The 18648-nt window shown below is 66.8% G+C and carries 14 protein-coding genes; 5 read left to right on the top strand and 9 right to left on the bottom strand.

From position 1 onward, the window contains the following. Window positions 1-201: 201 nt before the first annotated feature. Genes L5876_RS13255 through L5876_RS13245 form a run of 3 tightly spaced genes read right to left on the bottom strand, consistent with a single transcriptional unit; the run spans window position 202 to window position 3667 of the window. Window positions 202-1368, bottom strand: coding sequence for an acyl-CoA dehydrogenase family protein (locus tag L5876_RS13255; protein WP_236956837.1), 1167 nt, complete (start codon window positions 1366-1368; stop codon window positions 202-204). Between the two features lie 3 nt (window positions 1369-1371). After that, on the bottom strand, window positions 1372-3147 hold the full coding sequence (locus L5876_RS13250) for an acyl-CoA dehydrogenase C-terminal domain-containing protein (RefSeq protein ID WP_236956836.1): 1776 nt from the start codon (window positions 3145-3147) through the stop codon (window positions 1372-1374). Window positions 3148-3175: 28 nt separating this feature from the next. Continuing rightward, window positions 3176-3667 (bottom strand): MerR family DNA-binding transcriptional regulator, encoded by a 492-nt coding sequence (locus L5876_RS13245; RefSeq protein ID WP_236956835.1) that lies wholly within the window; start codon window positions 3665-3667, stop codon window positions 3176-3178. A 162-nt stretch (window positions 3668-3829) separates the two neighbouring features. On the opposite strand from L5876_RS13245, the gene L5876_RS13240 reads away from it, so the two are divergent. From L5876_RS13240 to L5876_RS13220, 5 genes are all read left to right on the top strand, one after another. Continuing rightward, entirely contained in the window at window positions 3830-5689 is a 1860-nt protein-coding gene (locus tag L5876_RS13240; protein WP_236956834.1) for a hypothetical protein, read from the top strand. 260 nt (window positions 5690-5949) lie between these two features. Further along, the gene (locus tag L5876_RS13235; RefSeq protein WP_236956833.1) at window positions 5950-9117 is read left to right on the top strand and encodes an SEL1-like repeat protein; all 3168 of its coding nucleotides are present in this window, start codon (window positions 5950-5952) and stop codon (window positions 9115-9117) included. A gap of 5 nt (window positions 9118-9122) precedes the next feature. Further along, entirely contained in the window at window positions 9123-10058 is a 936-nt protein-coding gene (locus tag L5876_RS13230) for a sulfite exporter TauE/SafE family protein (RefSeq protein ID WP_236956832.1), read from the top strand. Further along, entirely contained in the window at window positions 10055-10870 is an 816-nt protein-coding gene (locus L5876_RS13225) for a TIGR02186 family protein (RefSeq protein ID WP_236956831.1), read from the top strand. The genes L5876_RS13230 and L5876_RS13225 overlap by 4 nt, the downstream gene beginning before the upstream one ends. Before the next feature lie 20 nt (window positions 10871-10890). Further along, the gene (locus L5876_RS13220; RefSeq protein ID WP_236956830.1) at window positions 10891-11334 is read left to right on the top strand and encodes a DUF3429 domain-containing protein; all 444 of its coding nucleotides are present in this window, start codon (window positions 10891-10893) and stop codon (window positions 11332-11334) included. Here L5876_RS13220 and pdeM read toward each other — a convergent pair. The 6 genes from pdeM to L5876_RS13190 all read right to left on the bottom strand — a co-directional run bounded on the left by pdeM (window position 11331) and on the right by L5876_RS13190 (window position 18537). Next, window positions 11331-12023, bottom strand: coding sequence for a ligase-associated DNA damage response endonuclease PdeM (gene pdeM / locus L5876_RS13215; protein WP_272906973.1), 693 nt, complete (start codon window positions 12021-12023; stop codon window positions 11331-11333). The genes L5876_RS13220 and pdeM overlap by 4 nt on opposite strands. A gap of 73 nt (window positions 12024-12096) precedes the next feature. Continuing rightward, on the bottom strand, window positions 12097-12747 hold the full coding sequence (locus tag L5876_RS13210; protein WP_370469068.1) for a CatB-related O-acetyltransferase: 651 nt from the start codon (window positions 12745-12747) through the stop codon (window positions 12097-12099). 151 nt (window positions 12748-12898) lie between these two features. Then, window positions 12899-15397 carry a ligase-associated DNA damage response DEXH box helicase gene (locus tag L5876_RS13205; RefSeq protein ID WP_236956827.1) on the bottom strand — a complete coding sequence of 833 codons (2499 nt, stop codon included), beginning with the start codon at window positions 15395-15397 and terminating at the stop codon, window positions 12899-12901. Window positions 15398-15623: 226 nt separating this feature from the next. Next, the gene (locus L5876_RS13200) at window positions 15624-16892 is read right to left on the bottom strand and encodes an HlyC/CorC family transporter (protein WP_236956826.1); all 1269 of its coding nucleotides are present in this window, start codon (window positions 16890-16892) and stop codon (window positions 15624-15626) included. Further along, window positions 16889-17986 (bottom strand): 3-dehydroquinate synthase, encoded by a 1098-nt coding sequence (gene aroB / locus L5876_RS13195; protein WP_236956825.1) that lies wholly within the window; start codon window positions 17984-17986, stop codon window positions 16889-16891. The genes L5876_RS13200 and aroB overlap by 4 nt, the downstream gene beginning before the upstream one ends. Continuing rightward, a complete protein-coding gene (locus L5876_RS13190; protein ID WP_236956824.1) occupies window positions 17983-18537 on the bottom strand; it encodes a shikimate kinase in 555 nt (184 codons plus the stop codon). The genes aroB and L5876_RS13190 overlap by 4 nt, the downstream gene beginning before the upstream one ends. Window positions 18538-18648 lie beyond the last annotated feature (111 nt).

Here is an 18648-nt window from a genome sequence, read left to right as displayed (position 1 = left end):
CCCCCCCCCCCCCCCCCCCCCCCCCCCCCGCGCCAGCGAAAGGCGGTTCGGAGTATACATTGGCCGCCCGGCGCCTATCCCCCCCTCGCCGCTTCGCGGCACTCCCCCCGCAGGCGGGGGGAGAAAACACGCCAGCCTCTTTTCCTCCCCCGTTCACAGGGAAGGTGTAGAGCGCCAGCGAGTCGGAGGGGGGATAGATCATCAAAGCGTCCGCGAGATCAGCAGCTTCATGATCTCGTTCGTGCCGCCATAGATGCGCTGCACGCGCGAATCCCGCCACATGCGGGCGATCGGATATTCATTCATGAAGCCATAGCCGCCGTGCAGCTGGACGCATTCATCGACCAGCTCGCACTGGATGTCCGACACCCAGTATTTCGCCATCGAGGCGGTCGAGGCGTCGAGCGTGCCCTCGATGAGGCGCTCCGAGCAGTGATGGCAGAACACCTCGGCAATCGTCGCCTTGGTCTTCAGCTCGGCCAGTTTGAACTGCGTGTTCTGGAAGGCGAGGATCGGCTTGCCGAAGGCATGGCGTTCCTTGACATAGCGGATCGTCTCGTCGAGCGCCCGCTTCATCATGCCGACGCCCTGCACCGCGATCTGCAGGCGTTCCTGCGGCAATTGCTGCATCAGCTGGATGAAGCCCTGGCCTTCCTCCGTGCCCAGCAGTGCCTCGGACGGCACCCAGACATCGTCGAAGAACAGCTCCGCCGTGTCCTGACCCTTCAGCCCCACCTTGTCGAGCAGGCGGCCGCGGCGGAAGCCTTCGAGGCCATCGGTCTCAACCATGAAGAGCGACGTGCCCTTCGCGCCGGCCGCCGGGTCGGTCTTGGCCACGACGATGATGAAATTCGCCGTGCCGCCATTGGTGATGAAGGTCTTCGACCCGTTGATGCGGTAGCCGTTGCCGTCCTTCTTCGCCGTCGTCTTGATGCCCTGCAGGTCGCTGCCGGCCGCCGGTTCGGACATGGCGATCGCGCCGACATATTCGCCGGAGACCATTTTCGGCAGGATGCGCTGCTTTTGCTCTTCCGTGCCGTAATGCCAGACATAGGGCGCGACGATGGAGTTGTGCAGCGAGGCGCCCCAGCCATCGACACCCATTTCGGCGGCAGCCATGTGGAAGACGTAGTCGTGCCGCCAGTCGCCGCCGGCACCGCCATATTCCTCCGGGCAGGCCGGGACCAGAATTCCGGCCTCGCCAGCCTTGTTCCAGACTTCGCGGTCGACCTTGCCGGATTTCTCCCAGCGGTCGCCATGCGGTGCGCATTCCTTCTCGATGAAGCCGCGCACGGCGTGATCGAACATGTTCACGTCTTCCTGGTCGAGCCAGGACGGTTTCGGGACGTTGAGCGGATCGGCTTGCATGGATCAGAACTCCTCGGATTCGAGCGCCATCATCGAGGCCGCCCCGGCCTTGACCTTGGCAAGGTGCATTCCGGCTTCCGGGACCCAGCGGTCGAGGAAGTAGCGCCCGGTTTTCAGCTTGGTGTCGTGGAAGGGATCGCCCGCCTTCTTCGCGGCGGCCTTGGCCATCAGCGCCCACATATAGGTCAGGCAGGTCAGGCCGAAGAGCTGCAGGTAGTCGTGGCTCGACGCCCCGGCATTGTTGAAGTCCTTGAGGCCGTTTTCGACCAGCCAGTCGGTGGCTTCCTTCAGCGCAGCCTTGGTCGAGGCGACCGCGTCGAGGAAGGGCTTCACCGTCTCGTCGCCGCCTTCCGCCACGCAGGCGTCCAGCTCGGCAAAGAAGCTGGTGATCGGACGCATGCCGTTCATCGCCAGCTTGCGGCCGACGAGGTCGAGCGCCTGAACGCCGTTCGTGCCTTCATAGATCAGCGTGATGCGGGCATCGCGCACGAACTGGCTCATGCCCCATTCCTCGACATAGCCCGAACCGCCGAACACCTGCAGACCATTCGACGCCGACAGGAAACCCTTGTCGGTCAGATAGGCCTTCACGATCGGGGTCAGAAGCGCCATGTAGTCGCCCGCCTTCTCCCGCGTATCGGCATCGTCGGAATTGTGTTCGAGATCCGCCTGAAGCGCCGCCCACGAGATGAAGCAGCGCGCCGCGGCGATGAAGGACTTCTGGTCCATCAGCATCCGGCGCACGTCCGGGTGGACGATGATCGGATCGGCCGGACCATCGGGGTTCTTCGGCCCGGTCAGCGACCGGCCCTGGAGACGGTCCTTCGCGAAGGCCAGCGAGTTCTGATACGCCGCCTCGGCGATCGCGAGACCCTGCAGGCCGACACCCAGACGCGCCTCATTCATCATGACGAACATGATCTTGAGGCCCTTGTTCTCTTCGCCGACCAGCCAGCCCTTCGCGCCGTCATAGTTCATGACGCAGGTGGCGTTGCCGTGAATGCCCATCTTCTCTTCGAGGCCGCCGCACTGCAGCGCGTTGCGCTCGCCGGCATCCCCATTTTCGTCCGGCAGGAATTTCGGCACCACGAAAAGCGAGATGCCCTTCACGCCCTCCGGCGCGCCTTCAATGCGCGCGAGGACGAGGTGGATGATGTTGGACGACAGATCGTGCTCGCCCGACGAGATCCAGATTTTCTGGCCGGAGATCGCGTAGCTGCCATCGGCCTGCGGCACCGCCTTGGTGCGCAGAAGGCCAAGATCCGTGCCGCAATGCGGCTCGGTGAGGTTCATCGTGCCGGTCCATTCGCCGGAGATCATCTTCGGCAGATACATCTGCTTCTGGTCTTCCGACCCGCCGGCGACGAGCGCGCGAACCGCGCCGCCCGTCAGGCCCGGATACATCCCGAACGCCATGTTCGCGCCGGACGTCATCTCCGCGACCGCGAGCGACAGGATGTGAGGCAGCCCCTGGCCGCCATATTCCGGGTCCTGCCCCAGGCCCATCCAGCCGGCCGCGGCGAACTGCTTGTAGGCATCCTTGAAGCCGTCCGGGGTCGTCACCGAGCCGTCATCATGACGCGTGCAGCCCTGGATGTCGCCGGTACGGTTGATCGGGGCCAGCACTTCGCTGGCGAACTTGCCGCCCTCTTCGAGGATGGCGTCGAGCGTCTCCCGGTCGAGGTCGGAGAAGCCCGGAAGATTGCTGTATTGCGACACGTCCAGCACCTCGTGGAGGAGGAATTGATAGTCGCGGACGGGGGCGGAATAGCTCGGCATCAGAGATCTCCGTGCAGGGTCGAAAGGGTCAGGAACTGGGTTCGGGGGCGGCGCCCGTCCAGGCGCTCATGCGCGCCTCGGCCAGGGCTTCAAAGGCACGCAAACGCTTGCGCAGGTCTTCCGATGGCTCGCGGTCGGCCAGGCGCTCTTCCATCCAGCGGCAACCGGCCTCGAGTTCCTCGATCGCGGCGTCGATATCCTCGCGCTGGCGTTCGAGATCGCCGATCCGCTCGCGAAAACGCTTGATGGATTCTTCGAGATGCGCGCGGCCGCCGCTGTCGATCGCTTCGAGATCGAGCATCTCCTTGATCTCGTCGAGCGAGAAACCGACGCGCTTGCCGCGCAGGATGAGCGCAAGCCGTGCACGATCGGCAGCGGAATAGATGCGCTGGGCCCCGCGGCGATCGGGGGTCAGCAGGCCCTTCTGTTCGTAAAAGCGTAGCGCCCGCGCCGTGACGCCGAATTCGGCGGAAAGGTCGCGGATCGTGAAGGATGAAGCGGGCGAAACCGGCTTGATCATGCGTGGGAACGTGACTCACGTTTACGCGAACGTCAACGTCAATTTAGCGACAATCCGGTGATGCCTGTGGAAACATGGGCTTGACCTCGCGCAGCGCCCGCCCTTCCCTCGCCGCAATCCCCGGCCATGCCAAGCCGGACCCGCCATCGTCAGGACTCGTCCATGCGCGCGCTTGCCCTCGCCTTCCTGCTTTTGCTTCTCGCCGCCCCGGCACACGCCATTCCGGGCGTGACCATCCCCTTCCCGCAGGACATGCAGGACGAGGACGACGAGGCCGACGACGCAGTCGACACGGACGAGGCCGTTGCGGACTTCGTGCTCGACACCGACACGCCGGTCGAGACGCCGGCCGGTACCGAACCGGTGGCCGCGACCGAGGCCGGCCCCTGGCTCAATTCGAGCGATTATCCGCGCCCGGAATTGATGGAAGGCTCGGTCATCCGCCTTGTCTGGCAGGTCCAGGTCGAAACCATGGACGGCGAAGCGCGCGGTGAACCGCTGACCCGCACCGTGCTGATCGGACCGGACTTCGCCTACGACACCGGCGAGACGCCGCCCGTGCTCTACGACTTCGCGCACGACCGCCGCCTGGTTGCGAACGACGAGGCCGGCACCTATCGCAACACCAGCGTCTACGGCGACGTCCGCCGCCGGCTCGACACCTATCTCGCCCTGTCGCGGGGCGGATCGCTTCAGGACATTCCCTTCGGTCCGGGCCGGACCTTCGACCGCTTCTGGCTGGAATCGGCGATGGGCTTGCGGATGAATCCGGTCGAACTGACGGTCCGGCAGTCCGACGGCATGATCTCCGTGCTGCGCGCCGGAGGCCTCGACGTCTTCTCCTTCGACGAGACCGCAATGCGCGGCGATCCGTCGGCCATGGAGGAAGGGGACGACGCCGGAAATGCCGACGCCGATGACCCGACCGACGAAGCAGCCGACGCCGAGGACGGAGCGAACGAGGCCGAGGAAGCATTCTCCGGCGTCCCGACGGACGACATCGAAGCCCTGCTGCGCGGGGATTCCGGCGATGAAGAAGAAGTCGTCAGCGCGGGCGCTGAGCTCGCCACCGAAACGGAGGCCGAACCGGCACAAGAGGCGGTCGAGGACGACCGCCATCACGGCCTCTACCAACCCGGATTTGTCCGCGTCTTCCGGGGCTGGATGCGCCACGCCCTGCCCGTCCACCCGGACGCCTTTGCCGCCTTCGCGGACGCCGAAGCCATCCCGCAGCAATTCAGCTTCGTCGTGGTCAGTCCGAACAGTCCGGAGGGGCGCCGCGAGGTCTGGACGCTGATCGCGGTCGAAGACCCGGAAGCGGAATTCCCGCTCCCGGATGGTCTCGAACCGGCATTTGACGGATCGCTCGCACCGGTCGCGGAACCGGCGGAAGCGGCGCTTCGCGCAATCGCGAATGCCAACCCGCCGGCCAGCACCGACATCACCGGAACGGCCGAACGCCTGCGTGAGCAAGGCGAACTCGCGCTGGCCTATCTGACGCTCTACCAGGACTCCGCCCATCGCGGGCAATGCCAGATGGGCGATAATGCCCGTGCCGCCTGTCAGGCGCTTGGCTCGCTGGTCGCGTCCGGCCTCGGCAATGCGGAGTTCGAAGCACTGTTCTCGGGCCTCGCCGGTCTGTCCACCGGCGACTCGGAAGCCGCGTACGAGTCGGTGCTCCCCTATCTGGAAGCCCCGGGATTTGCGGGCGCCGCCGCGAACATGATCGCGGGCAATGAGCTGATCGCCTGGGCCGCCAGCGCGGGTGCCGACGCGGACCTGCCCGATACCGACCCCTTCGTCCTGCTGGCGAATTCCGCCGAAAAGGACGCCTATGCGCCCGCCATCTACTGGCATCTGGCGCAGGCGCATTTGGCCGCCAATCACGCGGATGCGGCCTGGGCGATGCTGGATCTGGGACGGCACATCCCCGGCGGTACGGAGCATGAATTGCTGCGCCAGGCGGGCGTGGTCGAAATCCGGCTTCAGCGCCTCGCCCCGGAATTCTTCCCTCTGCGTTAACCGAGCTTTACCGCACGTTAACCGGCGCACTTGTCATTAACCTCGTTGCGCGGAGTTGTCGGCGGACCCGTCCCGGGAATGAGGTGTGGAAACACCACATCTTGGGGCAGCCCGGTTGGTTTACACTAAATTAACCGCTGGATACGGTCTGCCAAAAGGCGGGGAGTGTGATTCGTATGTCGTCCGGGGGACCGTGGAGCGTAAAGGGGATTGATCCCCGCGCCCGCGCGAGGGCCAAAACGGCCGCCCGGCGCGAAGGCATGACGCTTGGCGAATGGTTGAACCGCGTCATCCTCGACGATGGCTCCACCGACGATCCCGACACGCCCGCCTGGGAACAGAGCCTCGAGGCCTTCCCCGGCTTTTCCCAGCGGTCCGACGAAGGCGAAGCCCTGTTGCGCGGCATGGTGGACCGTCTCTCGCAGCGCCTCGAGAGCAGTGAAATGTCCTCCGCCGAGGCGCTGGAAGACATCGACACCACGCTCGAAACCCTCAACGAACGGCTGGAAGCCGCCGAAAAGGGTTATGGCGAGGAAAGCCGCAAGACGCGCGAGGCCGTAGAACGCGCGCGGTCTGTTGCCGAGGCACTGGCGCACCGTGTCAAACGCCTTGAAGACAAGGGTGTCGAACTCGCGCCGGAAACCACGAAGGCGCTGGAAACCGCATTCGGACGCCTCGCCAGCCGGCTCTACCGAACCGAGACGGAAACCGGCCGGCAGTTGCACGAGACCGGTGAACTGGCCCGCCGCGCCGACGAGACCGCCCGCACCCTCTCGGAAAAGCTCACCGCGCTGGAATCCCGCAGTCAGGCGCTCGACGCCGATCTGAAGCGCTCCGGCGACCGCGAACGTCTTGCCGGCGAAGCCCTGAACGGCCTGCACAATGCGATCGACCGGCTCCGCCGCCGGCTCGAAGCGACCGAGGGCCTGTCCCATGACGCCGCACGCACGATCGACGAATCCGTCGTGCGGCTCGATACCCGGCTGCGCGCCGTCGAGGCCCGCGCCAGTTCGAACGATCCCGACGGGCTGAACCAGCGCTTCGACCGCTTCGCCGACGAAGTCGCCCGCATCGTCTCCGACACGCGCGCCGACTTCGCGCGTCAGATCGAACGCCTCGAACACGACCGCACTCCCGACCGGTTCGAACAGCAGCTGAAGGCCACCGAACGCCGCATCGCCGAGTCCGAGACACGGCACAGCGAAGCCCTCTCCAAGATCGGCATCGAGATCACTCGCCTCGCCCGGGTCATGGACGACCGTCTGCGCGATCACGAGCGCCAGCTGAACGACCGCGAGCGCGACAACCGCAGCGAACGCGAACTCGACCGCCGCCTCGACGCGGTGCGCGACGAAAGCCGCGCCGGCATCAAGCAGATGGGCGATGAGATTGCCCGTCTCGGCCAGTCGCTGACCGAGCGAGTTGCCGAATCCGAGCAGAAATCCGCCGCCGCCATCGAAGCCTCCAGCAAGCGCATGACCGAGGCGCTGGAGAAGATGGAACGCGCCCGCGCCACCGAGGACGATCTGGAAGCGCGCCTCATGCGCAGCGAGGAACGCACTGCCGAGCGTATCAAGGAAGCCCTCGCCGGGATCGGCGAACGGTTGAGCGCGGCCCGTCAGGAGACGGAGGAAGCACTGACGCCGGTCCAGCGGGCTATGAATGCGCTCGCCGACCGGCTCGAGGCGATCGAGCAGGCCCGCACCGCTGCTGAGCCCGAACCGGAACCCGAACCGGCCCCGATCCCCTCCCCCGCGCGCTCCGCACGCGAAGTCCCGGATTTCGATACGCCGCTGGCCCCGCCGCCGGAGGCGGAAACGCCGATGGGGTCGGACGAGGATGAGGAAGACCCCTTCCTGATCACCGAGGACTCCGGCTCGGCGTGGACCAGCACGGCGGAGAGCACGCGTTATTCCGCGCCCGAACCGCAAACCCGGCCGCAAGCCGATCCGCAACCTGAAACCCGGCCCGCACCGCAGGCTGAGGCGCGCCGCGACGCGCGCAGCGAACACCGCGTCGAGGCTCCGGCCGAACCGGAATGGCAGGAAGAGCCGGCACCGCGTCCCGCCCGCGCGCGCCGCGAGGAACGCCCTTCTCCGGTCGAGGAAGCGCCGAGGCCCGAACCGCGCCGCCCGGCACGCATCGGCGCGACCGCCGACGCCGATTTCCTGGCCGCGGCGCGCAACCGCGTCGGCGCCAATCCCGGCTATTCGGATTACGGCTCGCCGCAGAATGGCGGTGGCCGCGGCCGCTCGCTGGTCATCGCGCTGAGCGTCGCCGGCTTCATCGCCATTGCAGGCGCGGCGGGTGTTCTGGTCTTCGACAGCATGACAGGCGATCGTCCGACGCGCGAAGCGACACTCGACGAGGCCGCGCTTGCCGCAGCACTGATGGGTGACAATCCGCCGGAGATGGAAGGCGCCGCGACGGCCACGCCGCCGGCGTCCGGCCCTGAAGCCGAAATCGTGGCCAATCCGGACTCCGGCGTCGCCGCAGCCGAGGTCGACGCACCGGCACAGAACGTTGCGCCTGCCGAGGAGCCGGTCCGGAATGCCACGGCCGAGGATGCGCCGCGCAACCAGGTCGCCTCGCTCGACAATTCCATCCCGCCGGTCAGCCGCCCGCGTACGCTGAACGAAGCCGCCGCCGACGGTGACCCCGTCGCGCGCTACCAGCTGGCCCTGCAGCAGATCGAAGCCGGTGACGCGGAAGGGGCTGCAGTGCTGATGCGGCGCGCCGCCGAACAGGGTGTTCCGGCTGCGCAATACCGCTACGCCAAGATGCTGGAACGCGGCGAAGGCGTGACGGCGGACCTCGAAGAAGCCCGCCGCTGGACCGAGATGGCCGCCACGGCGGGGCACCGCCGCGCCATGCACAATATGGGTGTGATGTATTCGTCCGGCTCTGGCGCGCCGCAGGACTGGGACCAGGCCGCCCACTGGTTCGAGCAGGCCGCGCTGCACGGCATGACCGACAGCCAGTTCAACCTGGCCATCCTGTTTGAGCGCGGGCTCGGCGTACCGCAGAGCGCACCCGATGCCTATGCCTGGTATTCGATCGCGGCGGCCGGCGGCGACGACGGTGCGCAAGCCCAGGCCAACCGGATTCGCTCCTCCCTGTCCGACGCCGCGCGCGAGGAAGCCGACGCCGTCATCGCCGGATTCACGCCGCGTCCGATCGACGAGGAAGCCAACGGCAACTACGCCGCCACCCCTTGGGGTCAGCCGCAAACCACGACCCCGGCCATGGTGCGTCAGGCGCAGGAGCTTCTCGCCGCGCTGGGCTATCAGCCCGGACCCGCAGATGGCGTGGCCGGCGCACAGACCGTCAATGCCGTGCGCGACTTCGAACGCGATGCGGGGATCACGCCCACCGGGCAAATCGATGCAGTTCTGATCGGCCGGCTCGAGCGCGCCGGTCAGGGATAGGGGCGGTGCAGGTCTATCTGCCCATCGCCGAGATCTCCGTAAACCTCCTGCTATTGCTGAGCCTTGGCGTCGGAGTGGGCTTCCTGTCAGGCATGTTCGGCGTCGGCGGCGGCTTCCTGATGACGCCGCTCCTGATCTTCATCGGCATCCCGCCCGCCGTGGCCGTGTCGACCCAGGCCAACCAGATTGCCGCCTCCTCCGCCTCGGGCGCGATCGCGCACTGGCGGCGCGGCACGCTGGACCTGAAGATGGGCGGGCTGTTGCTCGTCGGCGGCATGGCCGGGGCGTTCGCGGGCGTCCAGATTTTCGGATATCTGCAGGCGCTCGGTCAGATCGATCTGATCATCTCGCTCTGCTATGTCGGCTTTCTCGGCACGATCGGCACGCTGATGCTGATCGAGAGCGTCAACGCCCTCATTCGCCGGTATCGCGGGACCAGGTCCACCACGAACCGGGCGGCGCGCCGAAAGCGGCGCTGGATCGATCGCCTGCCCTTCAAGACGCGCTTCCCGAAGTCCGGCCTCTACCTCTCGGTCATTCCGCCGGTCGTGATCGGCGCTTTCGTCGGCACGCTGACCGCGATCATGGGTGTCGGCGGCGGTTTCATCATGGTGCCGGCGATGATCTACCTCCTGCGCATGCCGACGAATGTCGTCATCGGCACCTCCCTGTTCCAGATCCTCTTTGTCACGCTTCTGACCACCATCCTTCAGGCCGGTCAGAACCAGACGGTCGACATCGTTCTCGCCCTGGCCCTGATCGTCGGCGGGGTCGTCGGGGCGCAATTGGGGGCCCGCGCGGGCCGGAATATCCGCGCCGAGGAATTGCGCGTCGCGCTCGCCGTGCTGGTCATCGCCGTCTGCCTCAAGGTCGGCTGGGATCTCGTCGCGACCCCGGAAGACCTGTTCAACATCATTTCGCTCGGGCGGCCGCAGGTATGAGATACTGGCTCGCCCTCCTCACCCTGCTGGCACTTGCCCCGCGCGCAGGTGCTCAGGACGAGGCCGAACAGCCCGCGGCCGACGGCCCGGCGATCGTTGCGGCGCTCACCCAGGAACGCGTCGACATCCGGTCGGACTTCGCCGGCACGCAGCTCATCCTTTTCGGCGCGGCCCAGGGCATGCGCGAGAGCGACGATATCGTGATCGTGGTGCGCGGGCCGCAGGAAGATCTCCGCGTGATGCGCCAGAGCCGGGTGCTCGGCGTCTGGGTGAATATGGCACCGGTCCATTTCGAGGACGTGCCGTCCTACTACACCGTCGCCTCGACGCGGCCCCTGTCGGAAGTCGGCGCCTTCTCCGCGCTGCGCCGCGAAGGCATCGGCCTCGACCATTTGCGGCTCGACGCCCCGGAAACGGAGCGTCAGGAAGTCCGCTTCGGCGTCGAGGTCACCGTCAGCGAGATCGGGGCGGAGATCGCGGAATACCGCGCCGCAATCGCACGCAACCGCCGGCGCGAAGCGCTGTTCGCGGAAACCTTCCAGGGCGTCGATCTACTGGATGGCGGCCTGTTCCGGGCCAAGGTCACCCTGCCCCCGCGCACGCCCGTCGGCGACTACACGGTTGATGTCTACCTGTTTCGCAATGGCCGTGCCGTGGCGGACCGCTCGGTGACGCTGGAAGTGCGCAAGGCCGGCCTTGAACGCATCATCTACGAATTCGCCCATCAGCATGCCTGGCTCTACGGCCTGGTATGCGCCGCGCTCGCCGTCCTTTTCGGATGGGCCGCAGCCGCTATCTTCAACCGCCGCTGACGAGAAAGCGGAGTTCCGTCATGATCCCTGCCCCCGCCTTGTGGCTCGGCCTTGCCGGTCTCATTCCCTTCTACGCCCCGGTGATCTGGCGTCTGTTCGCCGAAGGGCCGGACGCGGGCCGCGCCGAGATCGCCTTCACGCTGTATGCGGCCGTCATCCTGTCCTTTCTGGGAGGGACGAGGTGGGGGCGTGAAGTCGTCCACGCCATGGCGGTGCCAAGGGCGCGCGAACTGACCCTCGCCATTCTCCCGTCGCTCGGGGGCTGGCTGGCGGTCGCCGCGCATCTCGGCGGCTACAAGCAGATCGCCTGGGCCGGGTTGATCCTGGCCTTTGCGCTGATCTTCTTCTGGGACTGGCGCGGCGCGAAGGATGGCACCTGGCCGGAGTGGTATGGCCGTCTCCGCCTGATGCTCAGCTTCGGGGCGGTCTTCTCGGCCGCCGTGATGATCGTCCTGAACGTCTAGCGCCGGTCGGGAAGCAGACGCCGCGCCGCAATCGGGTAGACGGTCCGCCGCCCGATCACCCAGGCGTCCGGGCAGCACCCGAACACCTTTGCGAAGGCCGCATCACGCACATTCAGCCCGCCGGTGAAGGCCCCGAAGGAGGGCAGAACCGCGCGGTTGCCGTCGCTGGCGAAACACCGCGCCCGCAGCGTCCGGCCATTGCCCGACACCTTCGCGCAAGGGTGGAGGTGGCCTGCCACCTCTCCCACCCCACCCGCCGGCTCATGCCGGAAGGTCAACGGCCCCAGCGACAATTCACCGGCGATGGACCCACCAAAGCGCGGCGGCGGTACCGGGTCGTGATTGCCCTCGATCCAGACCCAGTCAGCGACGGACCGGACCAGCGCGGCAAGCGTGTCTGCGTCGGCCTCGTCCATCCGGCCATCGGCCCCGAGATCGTGGAAGCTGTCACCCAGCGCGATCAACGTGCGGGGTTTCAGCCGCGCGATCACTTCGGCCAGCCGGGTCAGCGTCGCCCGCGTGTCGTAGGGCGGCAGGAAAATCCCCTTCGCCGCGAAGGCCGAGCCCTTTTCGAAATGCAGATCGGCGACGGCGAGGACGCGCTCGCCCGGCAGGTAGAGCGCGCCCGACCGGTCGGCGATGGCCTCCACCCCCGACAGGCTCCATGCGGAGCGGTCCTCGAATGCCATCGCCTCGGCCACTGGCCAGCCCGTTCGTTCGCTTTTGTTCCGGGTCCGAAACTCGCCGCTTCGGCCCGCCCCGTCAACGCGCGGCGCGCAGCCTCTCCACATCTCCGCTGCGGAGGGCATCGAGATTGCGCGTCACCTTGTCGGCCGGCCAGTCCCACCAGGCAATGTCGAGCAACGCCGCCACCGCCTTTGCGTCGAAGCGCATCTTGCGGACCTCCGCCGGATTGCCCGCGACGATGGCATAGGGCGGCACGTCCTTCGTGACGACCGAATACGAGCCGACGATCGCTCCATGTCCGATGGTCACGCCCGGCATGATCACCGCCTGCGTCCCGATCCAGACATCGTGGCCGACGACCGTGTCGCCGCGATAGCCACTGTCGAGACTTTCCGGATCGAAGCCCGCCTCCCAGCCCGACCCGAAGATCTGGAAAGGATAGGTCGTGACCCCGCCAAGGGCGTGGTTGGCACCATTCATGATGAAGCGGACGCCGGTCGCCAGCGCGCAATACCGGCCGATCACCAGCCGGTCGCCGGTGAAGTCGTAATGGTAGAGGACATTGCGGTCCTCGAAGCGTTCCGGCTCGTCAGGATCGTCGTAATAGGTGTATTCGCCCACCTCGATATTGGAGCGGGTGATCACCGGTTTCAGGAAACACACCCGCGGAAATCCGGGCATGGGATGGGGGTTCATCGGATCGGGTCCGTGCATGGGAAAGCTCATTTCTGGAATGGGAGTGCGTCAGTTACGGCGTCACCTCCGCGGAGGCGGAGGTCCAGTCCGGGCTGGACATCTGGATTCCCGCCTGCGCGGGAATGACGGATCAGGTCACTGGATCATAATGAACGATTGATGCCCCGGATTGGTCCCGGGATCAACCTGGACTGGCCCACCCCTGGTCCCGTCCCATCGCCTCGGCGATCAGGTCCTCCTCCGAGATCGACGACAGAATGCTGTCATGCGCCTCGCCGAAGACCGGTTCCTTGCCGATCTCGAGCATCACCGGCACGGCGAGCGGCGAGACGCGGCCCAGCGCTTCGTGGACGATGCGCCCCTGCACACGGCGCAGCGCGTCGCCCAGGCGGCGAATATCAAGCAACCCCGTCCCGGCATCCTCCCACGCCGCCTGCAACAGGATGTGATCGGGCTCGTGCTGGCGCAGCACGTCATAGATCAGGTCGGCCGAGAAGCTGACCTGCCGCGACGTCTTCTCATGGCCCGGCATCTTCCTCTGGATGAGGCCAGCGATCACCGCGCAGCGCCCGAACGTCCGCTTCATCAGCGGGCTTTCGGCGAGCCAGGCGTCAAGATCGTCGCCCAGCATGTCCTCGGCAAAGAGGTCGTCGAGATCGAGATCGGCCATGTCGCTGAGCCCCCAGACGGTCAGCGCGTATTCGTTCGCGACGAAGCCGAGCGGGCGTTTCCGCAGGCGTTCAAGCCGCCGCGTCAGCAGCATGCCGAGCGTCTGGTGCGCCAGCCGCCCCTCGAACGGATAGCAGACGAGATAGAAGCGGCCATGCCGGGGGAAGCTCTCGACCAGCAATTCGTCCGGCCCCGGCAGACGTGAGCGGAAGGCCTGCAATTCCAGCCATTCGCGCACCTGTTCCGGCAGGCCCGCCCATTGCGACCGGTCGTGCGTCAGTGCCCGGACGCGGGCGGCGAGATAGGTCGAGAGCGGGAACTTGCCGCCATTATAGGTCGGCACGCGCGGCGCATCGTCGGAGGATTTCCGCACCAGCGCATCGGTCTCATTGAGACCCACGAAAGCGAGGATTTCCCCCCCGAAGACGAAGCTGTCGCCCGGCGCGAGCTGTTCGATGAACCATTCCTCGATCTGGCCCAGCACCCGCCCGCCGCGCCCGCCGGACGAGAGGCGGACATTCAGCATTTCGGACTCGATGATCGTGCCGATATTCATCCGGTGGCGCTGCGCCGTGCGCGGATCGCGCACCCGCCACAGCCCGTCCTTGCCGTGGATCAGCTTGCGGAAGCGGTCATAGGTCTTCAGCGCATAACCGCCCGTGGCGTCGAATTCGAACACGCGGTCGAAGGTCGCCCGGTCGAGATCGGCATACGGCGCGGCCGAGCGGATTTCGGCATAGAGCCGGTCGGCATCGACCGCCTCGCCGCAGGCCCGGCTCATGATGTGCTGGGCGAGCACATCCAGCTTGCCGGCAGTCAAGCGGTCGCCGTCGAGCACGCCTTCGGTCACCGCGTCCCGCGCCGCGGTGCATTCGAGATATTCGAACCGGTTCGTTGGCGCGAGCACGGCGCGCGACGGCAGGTCGAGCCGGTGATTCGACCGCCCCAGTCGCTGGATCAGCCGGGAGGATCCCTTCGGCGCGCCCAGCTGCAGCACCAGATCGACATCACCCCAGTCGATCCCGAGATCGAGCGTCGAGGTGCAGACCACGGCCTTCAGCTTGCCCGCCGCCATCGCTGCCTCGACCTTGCGGCGCTGTTCTGCCGCCAGCGAGCCGTGATGCAGCGCGATGGCGAGCCCGTCTTCGTTGATGCGCCAGAGCTCCTGGAAGGTCGCTTCGGCCTGGGCGCGTGTGTTCACGAAGATCAGCGCCATGCGCGCGTCCTGAATGCGCTCGTAGATCTTCGCGATGATGTGGCGGCCGTAATGCCCGGCCCACGGGATGCGGTCCTCGGTCTCGAGGATTTCCACCTCGGGCGCTGGTCCGGGACCGCCGCGCACGATACGCGCGAAACGCGCCGCCCCACCGGACTGCGGTGTGATCCAGCGCGCCAGTCCGCCCTCGTCGGCAATCGTGGCGCTCAGCCCCGCGCGCCGCGCCTGCGGGGCCCACGCCGCGAGCGTCGACAGGCCGAGGCTCAAAAGGTCGCCGCGCTTCTGCGGCGCCAGCGCATGGACTTCATCGACCACGATCCGCCGCATATCGGCGAAGAAGGCCTCGGCATTGGGCGAGGCCGTGAACAGGGCGAGCTGTTCCGGCGTGGTCAACAATATGTCCGGCGGCTTCTCGCGCTGTCGCTGGCGCTTGGAGACCGGCGTGTCGCCGGTTCGGGTCTCGATCCTCAGACCCAGCCCCATCTCCTCGACCGGGGTCATCAGATTGCGCGCCACGTCGACCGACAGCGCCTTCAAGGGCGACAGATAGAGCGTATGCAGCCGGTGCGGCCGGTCCTTGCCCTCCTGCTGGACCCGGGCGTGCAGCTCGACCAGGCTCGGCAGGAAACCGCCCAGCGTCTTGCCCCCGCCCGTTGGCGCGATCAGCAGCGCGTCTTCGCCCTTCTCCGCAGCGTCAAGCATTTCCAGCTGGTGCGCACGCGGCGCCCAGCCGCGCGCGGCGAACCAGCGCTCGAAGGCGTCGGGAAGTCGGGGCAGGCGCGCGGCGTCGTCCATGAAATCAACGTTAGACTCGGCTGCGCCGACTCGACAGCGCCAAGCACCGCCCTAGGATCGCCGCCGAACAGTTTCCTCCCCCGTTCACGGGGGAGGGGGACCACGAAGTGGTGGAGGGGGGAGGGGGGGGGGGGGGGCCCCCTTCCCCCCTCCGCCTCGCATTCGCTCGGCACCTCCCCCGCAGGCGGGGGAGGAAATCGCGGGGCTGGAGTTGGAGCAGCGCCCGTTAATCCGGACTTCTTGCAATCCGCATGCGGGTGATCTGGTTGCGGCGGCGTTCGAGGATTTCGAACCGCACCCCATGGAAGCTGAACACCTGGCCCGTCTCCGGAATGGTCTGCGCCTCGTGGATGACAAGGCCGGCCACGGTGACTGCTTCCTCATCGGGCAGCGACCAGTCGAGCGCCCGGTTGAGGTCGCGGATCGGCAGCGAGCCGTCGACCTGCCAGACGCCCTCGCTTTCGGGTTTCAGGCCTTCGACCGTGATGTCGTGCTCGTCCTCGATCTCGCCGACGATCTCTTCGAGGATGTCTTCCAGCGTGATGAGGCCCATCAGCGCGCCATACTCGTCGACGACGAGGGCGAAGTGCTCGCGCTTTTCCTTGAACGTGTTCAGCTGTTCCAGCAGTTCGGTGGTTTCCGGCACGAACCACGGGTCGCGCGCGATGCCGCGCACGTCGATCTTGCCCGGATCGCCGCCGGCCTCCAGTAGCGCACGCGCCAGATCGCGGGCATGCAGGACGCCGATGATGTTCTCGGCATCGCCCTCATAGAGCGGCAGGCGGGTGTGCGGGCTGGCCAGCGCCTGCGTCACCAGTTCGGCGGTCGGAATGCCGACATCCATCATGGTGATGTTCTTGCGGTGGACCATGACGTCGTCAACGGTCAGTTCGCGCAGGTCCAGAACGCCGCCCAGCATGTCGCGGTCGTCCTTCACCACGCCGCCTTCCTGGTGGTGCAGGTCGATATGGCCGCGGATTTCCTCGTGCGGCGAGAAGAGCGGGCCGCCGACCTTGGCGCCGAGCGCCTGCAGGATCACGCGAACGATGGCCTGCAGCCCGGCAACGATCGGCCAGAACACCCGCACCACCTGACGGATCGGCCAGGACACCGTCAGCGCCACCCGGTCGGGATTGGACAGGGCATAGGTCTTCGGCAGGACTTCGGAGAAGATCACGACCAGCACGGTCATGACGGCGGTGGCATAGGCCACGCCCAGTTCGCCGAACAGGTGCAGGAAGACGGTCGCCGCCAGCGTCGAGGCAAGAATGTTGACGAGGTTGTTGCCGAGCAGGATCGCGCCGATCAGCTTTTCGCCGTTCGACGTCAGCGCGTTGACCCGCGCAGCGGCGTGATTGCCGTCCTTCTCCAGCGCCAGCATGCGCGCCCGCGACACGGCGGTCAGCGCGGTTTCCGACCCGGAAAAGAAGCCCGACAGGACGAGCAGGACGAGAATGATGACAATGGGGGCAACCAGGCCCCAGGATTCGATCATGCGATTTGGTCTTCCAGAAACTCTGCGAGGCGCTCCGCCTCAACTCCGCGCCGGATATACGCGTTTCCAATCCCTTTCGCGAGGATCAGCGTGACGGAATTGTCGGCATTCTTCTTGTCATGCCGCATCCGGTCGGCCAGACGCCGCGCGTCATAGGGCCCGCCGGGCAGGTCTCCGACCCGTCCGGCAAGGCCCATGGCGGTGAGGTGCTGGCGCACGCGCTCGGCGTCTTCGGCGGGGCAATCGCCTGCGCGTGCCGACCAGGCAAAGGCGAGGGCGAGGCCGCATCCGACCGCCTCGCCATGGCGCACGCCGCCCTTCGCTTCGGCTTCGAAGGCATGGGCAAAAGTGTGACCGAGATTGAGGAGGGCGCGCCGACCCGCCTCGCGCTCGTCCTCGGCCACAATGGCCGCCTTGAACCGCACCGCGTCGGCGACCGCCGCTCCGATCCGCGGCGGATCGAGCAGCGCCGGCCCGGCGGCTTCCAGCCGGTCGAACATCGCCGCATCGCCGATCAGCGCCGCCTTCACGATCTCCGCATAGCCGGCGCGGATCTCGCCTTCGGGCAGCGTCGTAGGAAATTCCGTATCGGCGATCACCAGGCGCGGCTGATGAAAGCTGCCGGCGAGATTCTTCCCCGCCCGCGTATTGATCGCCGTCTTGCCGCCGACCGAGGAATCCACCTGCGCCAAGAGCGTGGTCGGGATCTGGATGAAGTCGATGCCGCGCATATAGATCGAGGCCGCGAACCCGGTCAGGTCGCCGATCACGCCGCCACCGAACGCCACGATCGTGTCACCGCGCTCCACCCCGGCATGGACGAGCGCATCGACCAGCGATTCGAGGCCGGTGAAACTTTTCTGCGCTTCACCCGGCGGCGCGATAACGGGGTCAACCGCCACGCCTTCCGCTTCGAACACCTTGGTCAGCGTGTCGAGATGCAGGCCCGCCACGGTCGAATCGGTGACGACCACCGCGCGCTTCCCGCAGATCTCGCGCACACGCGGCGCGGCGCTTTTGAGCGCGCCGGAGCCGATGATGACGTCATAGCTGCGGTCGCCGAGCGCGACGGAAACGATCTCGATCCCGTTCATGACAATATGCCCGCCTGTTCCAGCGCATTCACGATCAGCTTCATCGTCGCCTGGTGGCTGCCGCTCGTCGCATCGACTGTCAGGTCGGCTTGCGAATATGCGGCTTCGCGCTTCGCCATCAGCTCGGCCATCACCTGGCGCGGATCGCCGGTGAGGAGGAGCGGGCGGGTATCGCGGCGGGACACCCGCTCCATCAGCGTGTCGAGATCGGCCTTCAGCCACACCGTGACCGCCTTGTCGCGGACGATGGCGCGGGTCGCGTCGTTGGCGAAGGCGCCGCCACCGAGCGCCAGCACGCACGGACCTTCGTCGAGCAGGCGGGCAATCACCTTGCGCTCGCCGTCGCGGAAAGCCTCCTCGCCAAAGTCGGAGAAGATTTCCACGACACTGCGGTCTGCCGCGCGTTCGATCTCCTTGTCGGCATCGAAGAACTTCAGCCCAAGCGCCCTGGCCAGCCGCCGTCCGACGGTCGTCTTGCCCGCGCCCATCAGCCCGACAAGGGCGATGGGGCGGTCGATCAACGTCTCGGCTCGGGCGGCGATCTGTGACATGGCGGTGAGTGTAGTGTGCGCCGCAGCACGCCGGAAGGCCGCGATGATGCCGCGGCGTCTGGAATTTGCCGCAATCGGTCTTACCCTGTCGGGAAATCGTCAATGCGCGGC

It is taken from the genome of Hyphobacterium sp. SN044 (assembly GCF_021864465.1).
In the GTDB taxonomy this organism is placed as follows: domain Bacteria; phylum Pseudomonadota; class Alphaproteobacteria; order Caulobacterales; family Maricaulaceae; genus Hyphobacterium.
Note: the sequence above shows the minus strand (reverse complement) of the source record. Positions and strands in the feature narration are given on the sequence as shown.

What these genes read in the sequence shown, in the direction of transcription:
- L5876_RS13255 (WP_236956837.1), bottom strand. Translation starts at nt 1,368, where the DNA reads ATGCAAGCCGATCCGCTCAACGTCCCGAAACCGTCCTGGCTCGACCAG.
- L5876_RS13250 (WP_236956836.1), bottom strand. Translation starts at nt 3,147, where the DNA reads ATGCCGAGCTATTCCGCCCCCGTCCGCGACTATCAATTCCTCCTCCAC.
- L5876_RS13245 (WP_236956835.1), bottom strand. Translation starts at nt 3,667, where the DNA reads ATGATCAAGCCGGTTTCGCCCGCTTCATCCTTCACGATCCGCGACCTT.
- L5876_RS13240 (WP_236956834.1), top strand. Translation starts at nt 3,830, where the DNA reads ATGCGCGCGCTTGCCCTCGCCTTCCTGCTTTTGCTTCTCGCCGCCCCG.
- L5876_RS13235 (WP_236956833.1), top strand. Translation starts at nt 5,950, where the DNA reads ATGACGCTTGGCGAATGGTTGAACCGCGTCATCCTCGACGATGGCTCC.
- L5876_RS13225 (WP_236956831.1), top strand. Translation starts at nt 10,055, where the DNA reads ATGAGATACTGGCTCGCCCTCCTCACCCTGCTGGCACTTGCCCCGCGC.
- L5876_RS13220 (WP_236956830.1), top strand. Translation starts at nt 10,891, where the DNA reads ATGATCCCTGCCCCCGCCTTGTGGCTCGGCCTTGCCGGTCTCATTCCC.
- pdeM (WP_272906973.1), bottom strand. Translation starts at nt 12,023, where the DNA reads ATGGCATTCGAGGACCGCTCCGCATGGAGCCTGTCGGGGGTGGAGGCC.
- L5876_RS13210 (WP_370469068.1), bottom strand. Translation starts at nt 12,747, where the DNA reads ATGAGCTTTCCCATGCACGGACCCGATCCGATGAACCCCCATCCCATG.
- L5876_RS13205 (WP_236956827.1), bottom strand. Translation starts at nt 15,397, where the DNA reads ATGGACGACGCCGCGCGCCTGCCCCGACTTCCCGACGCCTTCGAGCGC.
- L5876_RS13200 (WP_236956826.1), bottom strand. Translation starts at nt 16,892, where the DNA reads ATGATCGAATCCTGGGGCCTGGTTGCCCCCATTGTCATCATTCTCGTC.
- aroB (WP_236956825.1), bottom strand. Translation starts at nt 17,986, where the DNA reads ATGAACGGGATCGAGATCGTTTCCGTCGCGCTCGGCGACCGCAGCTAT.
- L5876_RS13190 (WP_236956824.1), bottom strand. Translation starts at nt 18,537, where the DNA reads ATGTCACAGATCGCCGCCCGAGCCGAGACGTTGATCGACCGCCCCATC.